Genomic DNA, 12,721 nt, shown 5'->3' with positions numbered 1-12,721 from the left:
GAATTACCGATTCAAATAACTGGTATTTTTAAAAGTGAATCACGATGGCAAATTCTTTAGTAATTTTAAAAGTTCTCACAAGGATTTGGCGAAAAACTCGAAAGTCAGGTTATTTAATCTTACAACCAAAACAACATGCATTTTTTTATCGATATCAAAAAAACGCAAATTGGCAGACAGACACAAATTAGCACATATTCAGTACAAAGGCTACATAAAAATCCGATAAACACGGTCATCTGAAAGCCACCGGATTTACCTGATACCGGTAATACGGGAGCTGTCAGCACTCACTTTCAGCTGAAAACTTGCAATCGGCTTCGTCTCATTCCGTCATACTTTCAATAAGCACACCTACATTAGTGCCCGGGCACGTAAATGTCAGTAAAAGCTGAATGATAAAAAAATATTTTAAAATCACAAAATATGTGCGATAATCTCACTGTTTTATTTCCTAGTATATCACTAGTTATAATATGAATTATACAGAATCCCTTAGTTTAAAGGACTGTTCGGTGACGGATATTTTATTTATCTAAAATTTCTTAACGCATTTTCTCCTGAGCATGCGCTGTGGAACAGAACTTTTCGGCACAGAAAATCATAATTCATACAGGAATTAAAAAAATAACGGATACGGCTCTGAAAAATATTGTTTCACATGATTTTTCCTCAACAGTAAAAAGATGTGTAAAGTTATGAATTACAATGTCCGGAACCTGTTTACGCAGGTGCTTCAGACCGGAAATTGTTAAACTCAAACCAGGCATTTGTGATAGAATTAGCGGAAATTTTAGGAATAGAGATAAAATGTCATATTTTTTACTGTTTATTAGTGCAGCCATCGTAAACAACTTCGTGCTGACCAGATTTCTCGGCATCTGTCCGTTCATCGGAGTGTCCAAGCAGTTAAGCTCGGCTACCGGCATGGGACTTGCCACCACTTTCGTACTTGTTCTGACTTCCGCAGCATGCTATCTGATGGATAAGCTGGTTCTGGTACCTCTTGATATCACCGAGCTGAGACTTATCTCCTACATTGTGGTTATAGCAGGCGTTGTTCAGTTCACCGAAGTGATGGTCAGATACATAAGCCCCGAAATCTTCAAGCTTCTGGGGATTTATCTCCCTCTCATCACCACCAACTGTATCGTTCTCGGTCTGGCTCTGCTAAATATAAGCCTGGAATACAATTTCCTTGAGGTTCTGGTATTCAGTCTGGGCGCCGGAGCAGGCTTTTCACTGGTGCTGATTATTTTCGCCGCCATGCGCGAAAGACTGGTACACGCCAACGTACCGGGTCCGTTCAAAGGAAGCGCCATAGCTCTGATTACCGCAGGTCTGCTGTCCATGGCTTTCATGGGCTTTACAAACCTCATCGGTCAGTAACGTTTTCCCGTCCCTTTTTCCATTAGCGACTCTGTCATGTACAGGTGTCAGCATATACTGAAATTAAGGTATACGGTGTCGGACCGCAATAATTTCGCAGATGAGAAAAGCATAAAAAACTAAAACAAACACATAAAGGAAGATATTGGTAAAAGCATCATGTTAGAGCAATTTACGGTTATACTGATTCTGACTGCCGGCGTATTCTGTCTGGGTTTTCTGCTCAGTGTCGCCAGCAAAAAGTTCAGAGTCGAATCAAAAGACCCTACGGCTGATCTGATAAACAGCAACCTGCCTCAGGTACAGTGCGGTCAGTGCGGATACGTAGGCTGTTCCGAATACGCAGCCGCCGTTGCCGCCGGCAAGGCCCCCATCAACCTCTGTACTCCGGGAGGAGACGCGGTTATCAGAAAGATCGCGGAGATCATGCACATTCCCGTTACCTCAACCTACGGTATGAAGGAAGAGGAACGAATTGCCTGCATCAGCGCGGAAAACTGTATCGGTTGCGGCAAATGCGCCAGGACCTGCCCGTATGACGCCATTGAAGGACAGCTCAAGCATCCATACCATGTCATTCCTTCCTACTGCATGAGCTGCAGCAAATGTATCGATGCCTGCCCGAAGAAGTGCATCGCCATGGTAACCCCTGATCCAACCACAGATACATGGGACTGGGTGATCGAAAATTCAGAGGAGAGCAGATAAGATGTCCAGATGGGATAAAATCAAAAACGGGGTATTATTCAGTTTCAAAGGCGGTATATACCCTCCTGAAAACAAAATCACCGCAGACAAACCGATTGAACATATTCCGGATCCGGAATACCTGGTTCTGCCGCTGAAACAGCACAGCGGCGCCCCCGCCGACATTCTGGTGAAACCGGGACAGCATGTTCTGGCAGATGAACCTCTGACATCTCCTTCAAGTCCGATGCAGGTGCCTATCCATGCACCAGTTTCCGGAACCGTGGAAGCCGTGGCTCCTGCCGGTGTTCCTCATCCGAGCGGATTCAAGGAACCATGCATCAGATTAAAATGCGACACGCCTGAAGAACAGCAGAAGAACGCTCCTTTCAGTCATGATTCATACCCTGACTACACCTCGGTTGACAGAGAGGTGCTGCTTACCCATATCAACAGAATGGGTATTGCAGGTCTCGGCGGTGCGGGATTCCCGACCGACGTGAAGCTTAGAAGCTCCGCGAAGGCTGAAAACTGTCAGGTACTGATTATCAACGGTGCCGAATGTGAACCTTACATCACCTGTGATGACAGACTGATGCAGGAAAGAGCTGACAGAATCATTGAAGGCATCAGAGTGCTTCAGTATATCCTTAATCCGGTGTATACGGTGATTGCCGTTGAAAACAACAAGCCGGAGGCAATCAGAAAGCTCAGCGAAGCCATTCAGACATCAGGAGTGGAAAACACCAGAGTTACGGAAATTCCGGTGAAGTATCCTTCAGGAGCAGCCAGAAATCTCATTACCGTAATCACCGGTATCGAGATTCCCTATAATGCCCGCTCAACAGCCTACGGCATTGTGGTACACAACGTAAGCACCGTGTATGCGGTAGCCGATGCCGTGCTTCGGGGCAAGCCTCTGACTCACCGCATCGTAACCGTGACAGGTACCGCGCTGGAAAAACAGACCAACGTGGAAATTCCGTTAGGATACAGCATCAGGGAACTTCTTACCCATTTCAGATATCACGCTCCGTCAACTCCCAGAATTATCGTGGGCGGACCGATGATGGGCTTTACCATTCATAATGCGGACGTTCCTGTCATCAAAACATCCAACTGTATTATTGCACCGGCTCAGCATGAAATCGAACGTACCAAGCCGCAGGTAAACTGTATCCGCTGCGGCCGATGCGCCAGAGCCTGTCCGTCACGTCTTATTCCGTATGAACTATACGCATTCTGCGTGGCAAACGAACATGAATCCGCACTTAAATGCGGGCTTAAAAGCTGTATCGAATGCGGATGCTGTTCATTCGTCTGCCCTAGCGCCATCCGTCTGATAGCCGAATTCCGCCAGGAAAAGGCTCAGATTAAGATTGAAAAGCTGAAAAAAGACAAGATAAAGGCTGCCAAGGAAAGATATACCCTGAAACAGCAGAAACTTGCAGAGGAAGAAAGACTGAGAGCTGAACGCAAGGCTGCGGCTCTAGCCAAGATCAAGAACCAGCAGGCTTCAGCCGGAGCTTCCGAAAAACCGGCAGCTGCAGGTGCCGATGCCGAACTTGAAGCAAGAAAGAAAGCCGCTCTTGAAAAGGCCGCCGCCATCAAGGCTGCCAGAGCAAAGGCCAAAGCTGAAGCCGCACAGGCTGAAACTGCAGGCACCGGGGTAAAGGCTCCTGCTTCTCAGACTCCGGCTGAACCTGCAGCTGAGAATGCTTCAAAGAGCGCCGACCTTGAAGAAAGAAAAAGAATAGCACTCGAAAAGGCCGCCGCCATCAAGGCTGCCAGAGCAAAGGCCAAAGCTGAAGCCGCACAGGCTGAAACTGCAGGCACCGGGACAAAGGCTCCTGCTTCTCAGACTCCGGCTGAACCTGCAGCCGAAAATGCTTCAAAGAGCGCCGACCTTGAAGAAAGAAAAAGAATAGCCCTCGAAAAGGCAGCCGCCATCAAGGCTGCCAGAGCAAAGGCAAAGGAAGAAGCCGCCGGAGCCGGACAGGCAAAAGAGACTTCAGCAGATAAAAATAAAGGAGAACAGTAATGAGCAGTAATCTGATTCAGGAGAGTGCTCCGCACGATCTCAGTATTTCCACCACCGGAAAGGTAATGAGAACACTGATTCTTACCCTGATTCCGGCGCTTGCCGCCAGTGTGTATTTTTATGGTTTCGGCATCATCATTACCATGCTTATCACTACAGTAAGCTGCGTTCTTTCGGAAATGATATGCCTTAAGCTGAGAAAGAAAAAAATAAATCTCATCTGGAGAGATTCATCAGCTCTGGTTACGGCCGTGCTTCTGGGATTTACTCTCCCGCCTCTTCTGCCATGGTATCTTTCGGTAATCGGTTCCGTTTTTGCCATCGTGGTTGTAAAGCAGATATTCGGCGGTCTGGGACAGAACATCTTCAATCCGGCCATGGCTGGATTCGTGTTCCTGCTCATAAGCGCCCCGCTGCCAATGACCACCTATGTAAACGCAATGCCTGATGCCTACAGGATAATCAGTCCGTCACGCGCGGCATCCATCATATTCAACGTGGACAGATCAGCCAGTGAACTTGATATAAACAGACAGATCTCAAAGCTTGATTACCTCGACAGATTTCCGGAAAAGGAACAGTTCAGAATAGCCGACGGATACACCGGTTCAACCTTCCTGGTTGACGCCAAACACGAACAGCCGGAAAAGAACGTACAGGGTTTTGTTGCGGAAAACGCCCCTGATCTTTCCTTCTATACCCTTTTTGCCAGAGTGGTAATCGGCGTATGCTTCCTCTTGGGCGGTGCCGTTCTTCTCATCAAGGACATCATTGATTTCAGAATTCCGCTGGCATTCCTCGGAACTTCAGCGGTTCTGACCACCGCATTCTATCTGGCAGCTCCGGAACTTTATCTGGCTCCCTGGTATCACCTGTTCTACGGAGCAACACTGCTTGGAGCCTTCTATATCATGACCGACCCGGTAACGGCAGTTTCCAAGCCGTCTGCCGCATGGATTTTCGGCTGTGTCATAGCAGTGCTTTTCGTAATTATCCGTAACCTTGGCGGATACCCTGATGCGGTAGCCTTCAGCGTACTGCTGGGCAACGCCTGCGCCCCGCTGATTTCAGTTATGACCAGACGACGTGAATTCGGTCAGGGCTTCACTCCGGAGAATATCAATGACTAACAAGACAAACGGCTTCAGAGACTCCTCTCTGTACGTGGGACTCCTGCTCTCACTCATCACCATGTGCTGCCTCGGCATCGTGTTTGCGGTGAAGGACTTTACCGCTGACAGCATCCGTCAGGCAGATATTGAAAAGCAGAACAGTGCCTTCAGACATCTGCTCAACGGAGTTAAGTTTGACAACAATCCCAGTGCCGAATGCTATCTTGCCGACGGCTTTGGTTCAGCAGAAAAAAAAGTGTATGTGGCCAGATCAAAGGAGCAGGTTACCGCATACGTGGTTTACTATGATGTGACCGGCGGTTACAGTACTCCGTTCTCAATGGTTGCAGGTGTCGGTGCAGACGGCATCATCAACTACGTCGACGTGGTTGAATTCAATGAAACTCCGGGACTCGGTGACAAGATTTTAAGACGTACCGGAAACTATCTGGACAGCTTCACCGGAACCGGTCTTTCCAACCGCAGATTCGACGTGAAGAAGGACGGCGGCGATTTCGATTACTTCACCGGTGCAACCGTAACTCCGAGAGCCGTGGTACGTTCCACCAGAGCCATGCTCGAACGCATCGGCACACTGGATCTCGGTTCCCTTAAGAAATGTGAGGCAGAAAAATAATGTTTGATAAGATTTCTGAAATTTTCAAGGACGGACTCTGGAACAAGAATCCGGGACTGGTTCAGCTTCTGGGTCTCTGTCCGCTTCTGGCCGTAACCTCAACCGCGGCCAACGCTCTCGGGCTCGGCATTGCCACCATTGCCGTGCTTACGGTTTCCAACCTGCTGATTTCAGCAGTAAGAAGACTGCTTAAGGCTGAAGTGCGCATTATCATCTACGTGATAATCATCGCCTCTGTAGTAACCTGCGTACAGCTCTGCATGCAGGCCTATACCGCCGAACTCTACGAAGCGCTGGGACTCTATATATCCCTCATCGTAACCAACTGTATCATCATCGCCAGAGCGGAAATCTTCGCCTCAAGAAACAGCGTATTCTACTCTGCTCTTGACGGTTTCGCCAACGGTCTCGGCTTTACCGCCGTACTTCTCTTTATCGGCGGAGTCAGAGAAATCATCGGCAAGGGCACCCTGTTCTCCGGCATGGATCAGCTTATCGGCGAGTCAGGCAGAAATCTGCAGATAAACCTCTTCAGTGCCGATGACGGTCTGCTGATAGCCATTCTGCCTCCGGGGGCATTCATTACCCTGGGACTTCTGGTGGCTGCAAAGAACTATCTTGATAACCGACTCTACATCAAGAACTCAAGCAAGAAACGCGACAGCGAATCCACCATCGTTACAGAATAACGGACACCTGTATTGGTCAGAAACGGGACAGCATGCTGTCCCGTTTTTCATATAAATTCTCACGTCCTGAATGAAAGACCCCGATTCATTATGATTCTGAAGTTATGACACCGGTGCGGCGTAACATCCGGAACAATCCCTCAAAAAGCTTAAGACTCCGTAAAAATCAGGTCATTACGGCTGATGACGGAAAGCTGACATCATCATTCATGAATATTTTCGGAATTTTTACGCGAGTTTAAGTATAATGGCGGATATTTTGCCGGAAAGCATGCAATTTTATAAATTTGGTACTGTTGTTTAATTATGTTTTTAGTAGATTCCCACTGTCATCTCGACAGTTTAGATTATCAGAACGTTCATAAGGACGTTGCCGATGTCATAGCCAGGGCTCATGAAGCCGGTGTTACCCATTTTCTCTGTCCCGGAGTTGATCTCGAAAGTTTTCCGAACATGTATGAAATGGTTAAGGATTTCAACGAAGTGTGGTGTGCCTGCGCCATCCACCCTGAAAACATCAACGAAGGAAACAGGGACTGGAAAGACGACGATCTGAGAAAGTTTCTCGCGCTTGACAGAGTCATTGCCGTCGGCGAAACCGGACTTGATTACGTCTGCACTCCGGAAACCCGCGACCTGCAGATTCCAAGCTTTGTCAGACAGATTCATCTGGCTGTGGAAACGGACAAGCCTCTAATCATTCATACCCGCGGTTCGGCACTCGAGTGCATGGACATCATGAAGGCCGAGGGAGCAAGAGACTGCGGCGGTGTAATGCACTGCTTCTGCGAAGGAAAGGATGAGGCCAGAAAGGCACTGGATCTCGGATTCTATATTTCATTCTCAGGCATCGTAACCTTCAAAAACGGTGAAAACGTGAGAGAAGCCTGCAGATACGTACCTGCGGACATGATGCTGGTGGAGACAGATTCTCCTTATCTAGCCCCGGTTCCAAAAAGAGGCAAACCTAATGAACCTGCATTTGTGGCACACACCGCAAGAGCAGTGGCGGAAATCAAGAACATTCCGTACGAAACCCTGTGTGAAATCACTTCCAGAAACTTTTCATCATGCTTTAAGGTAAGTCTCTCCTGAAGCTGAAACCGTCCCCTGCTTTCGCGGTGCAGGTCTTTAGAGGATATGCCCGAAAACTCCCGTCGCGAAAGCATTTTCAGAGCATAATGACATTTTTTCCCCGTTAAAAACAGTGTGATAACTGTATAAAACATTTGTACAGAATGTTATAATTACGTGGTATCATTCATGGTACGAACACATAAGAATTTAAGGAGTCACACATGGCAGATGAAACTATTTTTTCAAAGATAATCAGACACGAAATTCCGTCAGACATCCGTTATCAGGATGACGACATCACCGTTTTTGCTGATATTGCTCCGAAGGCGAAGGTTCACCTTCTTATTGTTCCTAACAGAGTAATTCCTTCAGTTAACGAACTTGAAGACGGCGATGCCGCATTAATCGGCAAAATGGTTTTAACCGCAAAGAGAATTGCCAAGGAAATGGGCTTTGCTGAAAACGGATACCGTCTGGTTATAAACTGCGGCAAGGACGGCGGTCAGGAAGTTCCTCACCTGCACCTGCACCTTCTCGGCGGTGAAAAACTTCGTATCGTAGGAGCTGGTTTCTAAGGAGTATACCTGTTTTATGTCTGTTAAGATTTGGGCAAAAGTATCATTACTGTTTTTATCCGTTTCCGTGCTTTCCGGCTGTAACATCCTTACTGATCTTTTTCATCAGGATAAAAAGCAGGAAACCAGGGTTGTGGCAGAAGAACCTGCAGTACAGGCAAAGACAGCCACGAATAAAAACACTGCAAAGAACAGCAAAAAGAAACAGAAGAAGAATAACAGAACCGGAAAACAGCAGGCTAAAGATAACGGCTCGGCAGTAATCGTTGAAAAGCAGAGTGAACCTGTTCAGGAAGAGAAGATCGTCGAAGCGGCCGATGCTGAAGAAGAAACTCCGGCCACCATTGACGAAAAGCCGACCGTAAGCTCAAAACCCCCTGTTGTCCGCAATACCTGTATCGGCAATGATAACAATATCAAGGCCGGTTTTTCTGAACTTTCCGAAGCTGCCGGATACTCTTTCCAGCCGCGTCAGCCCAACCTCGTCATGGTTACCGGCATAACGGTAGGCAAAGGCGTCTGCAAGGGAGCCTCATCATACAGCAGTATCGTGAAGCATAATCTTGCCGCCTCAGGAAGATTTACCCTTATCGGCAACGACGTAAGTCAGCGTATTCTCAAGGCTGCTTCCGGAACCTCTTACGCATATCTCGTGAGAGTGGCCAAGTCCCAGAACGTGGACTACATTGTTTCCGGAGCCGCCATCAAGAACGGCAACAAGATCAATCTGATTCTGAAGATCACCGACATCAAGTCGGGATCTACAGTATGGCAGAAGAGCAGTTCCCTCCAATAGGAGAAGCTTAATCAGAAATATAAGGGAGGTTTCCGAAACAACAGGAACCTCCCTTAATCTTTATCAGTACCATCCTGAATCATACATCATTTAAACCATCCAGCAGTTATCTCCCGGGCCACATGTTTAAACGTAAGACTGTCAGGTTCAACGTGACACTCCAGAAACACTACCTGAACCCCGGCTTTTAAGGCCTTTTCAAGAGCCTCTCCGAATTCCGGATGCATGCTGACATTAGGACGCACCTCCCTGATTCCGTCCATCTGAATCACGAATGTAAGAACAGCCGTATATCCTTCCCCGACTGCCCTTACAAGTTCCATAAGATGCCTTACTCCGCGTTCCGTCGGAGCATCAGGAAAATATCCTGTTCCGGCTATTTCGAGAGTGCATCCCTTAACTTCCATCAGAAATCTGCAACTGCCGTATTCCATGTAGAAATCCATGCGTGAATCACCAAATGAATGCTCAGGAACAATTCTGTCAAAGCCTAAGGTATCAAGCCATTCCCTGACAACCACGTTGGGTGCCTGACTGTCCATATTGACGAGAAGCCCGTTGCCCTTACGCACGGCAACAAGATCATATACCATCTTTCTGCCAGGTGTTCCCGGAGCCGTCAGGTAAACCTCACTGCCCTTTATAAGCAGTTCCCGGCATCTTCCGGTATTCTTGACATGCACGGTTTCGACCCCGTCGGCAGTCTCCACATGAGCAATGAAACGGTTGGGCCGATCCAGAAAAACGGCCGGAGTAATATTTTTATATTTCATGGCATTTAATAAAAAATAATACAGGCATATGGTAGAAATCTATACTATATGTACTTATGGCTAACGCACGGTACTTACTTTCTGTTTCAATTATAGTACAGATTAGAACTTATACTTTTCTTCCAATGACAGATCCCGAAAAAAATCAGATTCTTCACGGAATTGTCGGGAATGTAAATATTGAAGAAGGGGCAAAAGTATTCCGGTATATAACAGACTTTGCTCAATGACGCTATTGAATAAAACTTTCACAAACCTCAGGACTATAGAAACCTTCTTGTTCTGAGGGTGTTTCTTTTCAAATCATGTCAAAAATTAATCTGTTTCCCTGGTTTTTGGAAATAATCTTCTTAACTTTTCATAAAAGTTACACTAAAGGGAGTTTCGGCTCCCTTTACGTATATTTTTAAACCTGTAAAAAGGTCATTAATTCTTCATAAGTCTTTCCGCTTCTAAGATAGGCATCCATGATTTCTTTGGCCTCATAATTTCGTTTCTGTTCCAGAAGTTCATTTAATCTTGATGTTAGCTTATCCTGCCTCATCTGAAGCTTTGACAATTCATCCTTTATCTTGGTGATTTCAGCTTCAATCGTAGAGATCGATTTCATTCTCGCCATTTTCATTATCCTCTTCTATCTGTTGAACATGGGGATTGCTGTCGGCAATCAGCCTTCCTATTTCCACAGCTTTGCTACGCACGATATTTTCATCTAAGCCAAATGAGCTTAGGATTATTTTCTGCTTTTTGGTGATGGCATGATCTAGTCGGTACAGTCCTTTGCTTCTTCGTACCATTTCAATCTTTTCAAGTTCGCGCAGGGCTGCCGGAACTGTCATGTATTTAGGATCGGATTCCATGCGTATTATCGCTTCCTTCAAGAGATTGTAGAGGCGGTTTCTCACTATCAGTGCCACAAATTCTACAAATATCTTTGCTGAAACAGCCTCGGAAGAATGAACTCTCATGCTTTTCGAATCAATATAGCTCTTATCCGCTCTAAAGAGCTTTTCGGATATATCTCTACCCTTATACTTTATCAATGCTTCTTCTGCCGTCATTTCTTCCGATGTTACTATGCAGAAGTATCCGCATAAATTCAAAGCTCTTTTAATGATGTCCTTCTTTTCCTCTGCGTAAAGAAAACGATGTTTCCTGTCATATTTCAATGTGAAAAATTCCTCGCAGGGCTTACCGAAACAGGCTTCCATCCCTTCATGTTTTTTAAACATAAGTTTGTATTTGTCGAGCATCTGCTCCAGTTTCTCACGTTCACCGGCCTGTCTTGACGGATTGAAGTAAATGTGAAAATAACGGTCTTGAACATCATCTTCATAAAGTCTTCCCGGTACTGTTTTTCCATACACCTTATATGCACGAATCGAACAGTCTCTGTCGGTCTCAAATGTATGCAGATTTTCTTCTACAATGGATGAAACCAGAACTTTACACCCCTTGACCATGATGATAAAAGGATAGTTATTATCATTCATGTACCGAATGTTCTCTTTACTGAAGTATCCTCGATCAAGAATAAAACCAATTTTTTTATAACCGTATTCAATGACCTTGTCCACCATGTATCTGAACTGTGAAACATCCGTAATTGATCCAGGGTATTCTTCATAAAAAAGAGGTACACGATTAGTTTGATCAAAGGCAATACCAAGGTTAAATATAGGCAGACCTTTGTCGACCTTTGCTTTACCAAACTCAACTATATCAACATCACCGGCCTGACAGTTTTTATTTGTCGAATCATACGAAACATAGATCTTCTGCTTATGGTCACGCCTGTGATTCCAGTCATCAAGAAATCCTATTGACTGTTCTCTTGTAATGGAATTTAACAGTCTGCTGATCTTAACATCACTGTAAATCCTCATTCCTTCGGAAAACAATGGATGGCAGAAAGCATAATCCGGATAATACTGACCGGCATTCTCTTCATCAACAATCATGTATGATACAAGATCAAGAAAGAGACCACTGTCTTTACCTAGTCTTTTTTTCAACATTGCAGGTAATTCATATTCCTGCAGAATTTTCTGTATCGCTACATAAGAACCGATACGCAGACAACAGCTTCTATATGCTTCCGAACGTTCTTCCGGCAATACGGCATTTGGAAAATACTTCTGATAATTCTCGTTGGGAAACATTCGTTCTGAATTATCAGACAGCAATCTGCCAATAATAGAACGCTTTGGGATCACGTACTGTTTATCTTTTTTATATTCGCGTCCATATTCATACAAGACATATGAAGAATTACCTTTTTTCTTGAAAAGAATCTTCCCTTTTTCCTTAGGAACAGGCACTGAAAAATCGTAATACATTGGTTTTATCCTTTAGTGTAACCGTTACACTAAATTGTATCATGATTTTTATTGGACAGCAAGAACTGAACATGTTGAATTTGCAATGTTTATAAGGATACTTTGGCTATGATTTTGTGAAGTAGTAGAACTTTTATGAAAAGTTAAGAAATCTGCCTTTTTAACTCCTGTTTTACCATAAAAGTTAGTGATTTTTTTGCAAAATTATCATTATTTTATGTCTTTATTAGTCCGTTTATGATATAATACGGACTATATACAAGAGGTGTTTTTATGAAGGTTCCTGAAGAAATCAGAAAGGTTAAAAGACCGGTTAATACTATTGTTGAAGACTCTGGCAGAGATGGTCCTAAAAGGTATTCTGTACGTGAGCGGAGTGCGGTTAAATACGTACCGGGAAAAAATCCTCAGCCGCATAATGGGAAAGTTGTCGGACATATCATTAATTTTAAGTTTGTTCCGGTTGATAACAAAGCTTCGACAGAGGCAAAGCCTAAAATGCTATCCTACGGTTCTGTAGCTTTGGCAAAATCTGTATGTGACGACATAACAGATGATTTGCTCGCGGTATATGATGCTGGAAAAGTATATTCCATCATGTCGCTG

General features: G+C 45.2%; 12 protein-coding genes and 1 pseudogene. 10 read left to right on the top strand and 3 right to left on the bottom strand.

From position 1 onward, the window contains the following. Positions 1-810: 810 nt before the first annotated feature. The 9 genes from rsxA (at position 811) to T489_RS0110705 (ending at position 9,003) form a co-directional block, all read left to right on the top strand. A complete protein-coding gene (gene rsxA / locus T489_RS0110745) occupies positions 811-1,389 on the top strand; it encodes an electron transport complex subunit RsxA (protein ID WP_031580038.1) in 579 nt (192 codons plus the stop codon). Positions 1,390-1,548: 159 nt separating this feature from the next. Further along, a complete protein-coding gene (locus tag T489_RS0110740) occupies positions 1,549-2,097 on the top strand; it encodes an RnfABCDGE type electron transport complex subunit B (RefSeq protein WP_031580036.1) in 549 nt (182 codons plus the stop codon). Between the two features lies 1 nt (position 2,098). Continuing rightward, positions 2,099-4,117: an electron transport complex subunit RsxC gene (rsxC, locus tag T489_RS0110735; RefSeq protein WP_037319692.1), complete on the top strand. Its 2,019-nt coding sequence runs from the start codon at positions 2,099-2,101 to the stop codon at positions 4,115-4,117. Beyond that, entirely contained in the window at positions 4,117-5,247 is a 1,131-nt protein-coding gene (locus tag T489_RS0110730; protein ID WP_051622039.1) for an RnfABCDGE type electron transport complex subunit D, read from the top strand. Before rsxC ends, T489_RS0110730 begins: the two co-directional genes overlap by 1 nt. Beyond that, a complete protein-coding gene (locus tag T489_RS14430) occupies positions 5,240-5,866 on the top strand; it encodes an RnfABCDGE type electron transport complex subunit G (protein WP_051622037.1) in 627 nt (208 codons plus the stop codon). Before T489_RS0110730 ends, T489_RS14430 begins: the two co-directional genes overlap by 8 nt. Then, positions 5,866-6,555 carry an electron transport complex subunit E gene (locus T489_RS0110720; protein WP_031580032.1) on the top strand — a complete coding sequence of 230 codons (690 nt, stop codon included), beginning with the start codon at positions 5,866-5,868 and terminating at the stop codon, positions 6,553-6,555. The genes T489_RS14430 and T489_RS0110720 overlap by 1 nt, the downstream gene beginning before the upstream one ends. A gap of 306 nt (positions 6,556-6,861) precedes the next feature. Further along, positions 6,862-7,650 carry a TatD family hydrolase gene (locus T489_RS0110715; protein ID WP_031580031.1) on the top strand — a complete coding sequence of 263 codons (789 nt, stop codon included), beginning with the start codon at positions 6,862-6,864 and terminating at the stop codon, positions 7,648-7,650. Positions 7,651-7,853: 203 nt separating this feature from the next. Then, a complete protein-coding gene (locus tag T489_RS0110710) occupies positions 7,854-8,207 on the top strand; it encodes a histidine triad nucleotide-binding protein (RefSeq protein WP_031580030.1) in 354 nt (117 codons plus the stop codon). A 16-nt stretch (positions 8,208-8,223) separates the two neighbouring features. After that, the gene (locus T489_RS0110705; RefSeq protein WP_031580029.1) at positions 8,224-9,003 is read left to right on the top strand and encodes a hypothetical protein; all 780 of its coding nucleotides are present in this window, start codon (positions 8,224-8,226) and stop codon (positions 9,001-9,003) included. Between the two features lie 86 nt (positions 9,004-9,089). Here the strand turns inward: T489_RS0110705 and sfsA are convergent, their stop codons facing one another. The 3 genes from sfsA to T489_RS0110685 form a co-directional block, all read right to left on the bottom strand. After that, complete coding sequence (sfsA, locus tag T489_RS0110700; protein WP_031580028.1) at positions 9,090-9,776, bottom strand: DNA/RNA nuclease SfsA; 687 nt, start codon at positions 9,774-9,776, stop codon at positions 9,090-9,092. A 406-nt stretch (positions 9,777-10,182) separates the two neighbouring features. Then, the gene (locus tag T489_RS0110690) at positions 10,183-10,395 is read right to left on the bottom strand and encodes a hypothetical protein (protein ID WP_157608218.1); all 213 of its coding nucleotides are present in this window, start codon (positions 10,393-10,395) and stop codon (positions 10,183-10,185) included. Further along, positions 10,364-12,115, bottom strand: a complete 1,752-nt coding sequence (locus T489_RS0110685) for an IS1634 family transposase (RefSeq protein WP_031580026.1) — start codon at positions 12,113-12,115, stop codon at positions 10,364-10,366. The genes T489_RS0110690 and T489_RS0110685 overlap by 32 nt, the downstream gene beginning before the upstream one ends. Positions 12,116-12,388: 273 nt before the next feature. Between T489_RS0110685 and T489_RS0110680 the strand changes: the two are divergent. Beyond that, a pseudogene (locus T489_RS0110680) lies at positions 12,389-12,721 on the top strand (transposase); the annotation flags it as partial.

The organism is Ruminobacter sp. RM87 (assembly GCF_000701925.1).
Taxonomy (GTDB): Bacteria; Pseudomonadota; Gammaproteobacteria; order Enterobacterales; family Succinivibrionaceae; genus Ruminobacter; species Ruminobacter amylophilus.
Note: the sequence above shows the minus strand (reverse complement) of the source record. Positions and strands in the feature narration are given on the sequence as shown.

Excerpts from the sequence above, each read along its gene's own strand:
- rsxA (WP_031580038.1), top strand. The coding sequence starts at position 811 with ATGTCATATTTTTTACTGTTTATTAGTGCAGCCATCGTAAACAACTTC.
- T489_RS0110740 (WP_031580036.1), top strand. The coding sequence starts at position 1,549 with ATGTTAGAGCAATTTACGGTTATACTGATTCTGACTGCCGGCGTATTC.
- rsxC (WP_037319692.1), top strand. The coding sequence starts at position 2,099 with ATGTCCAGATGGGATAAAATCAAAAACGGGGTATTATTCAGTTTCAAA.
- T489_RS0110730 (WP_051622039.1), top strand. The coding sequence starts at position 4,117 with ATGAGCAGTAATCTGATTCAGGAGAGTGCTCCGCACGATCTCAGTATT.
- T489_RS14430 (WP_051622037.1), top strand. The coding sequence starts at position 5,240 with ATGACTAACAAGACAAACGGCTTCAGAGACTCCTCTCTGTACGTGGGA.
- T489_RS0110720 (WP_031580032.1), top strand. The coding sequence starts at position 5,866 with ATGTTTGATAAGATTTCTGAAATTTTCAAGGACGGACTCTGGAACAAG.
- T489_RS0110715 (WP_031580031.1), top strand. The coding sequence starts at position 6,862 with ATGTTTTTAGTAGATTCCCACTGTCATCTCGACAGTTTAGATTATCAG.
- T489_RS0110710 (WP_031580030.1), top strand. The coding sequence starts at position 7,854 with ATGGCAGATGAAACTATTTTTTCAAAGATAATCAGACACGAAATTCCG.
- T489_RS0110705 (WP_031580029.1), top strand. The coding sequence starts at position 8,224 with ATGTCTGTTAAGATTTGGGCAAAAGTATCATTACTGTTTTTATCCGTT.
- sfsA (WP_031580028.1), bottom strand. The coding sequence starts at position 9,776 with ATGAAATATAAAAATATTACTCCGGCCGTTTTTCTGGATCGGCCCAAC.
- T489_RS0110690 (WP_157608218.1), bottom strand. The coding sequence starts at position 10,395 with ATGGCGAGAATGAAATCGATCTCTACGATTGAAGCTGAAATCACCAAG.
- T489_RS0110685 (WP_031580026.1), bottom strand. The coding sequence starts at position 12,115 with ATGTATTACGATTTTTCAGTGCCTGTTCCTAAGGAAAAAGGGAAGATT.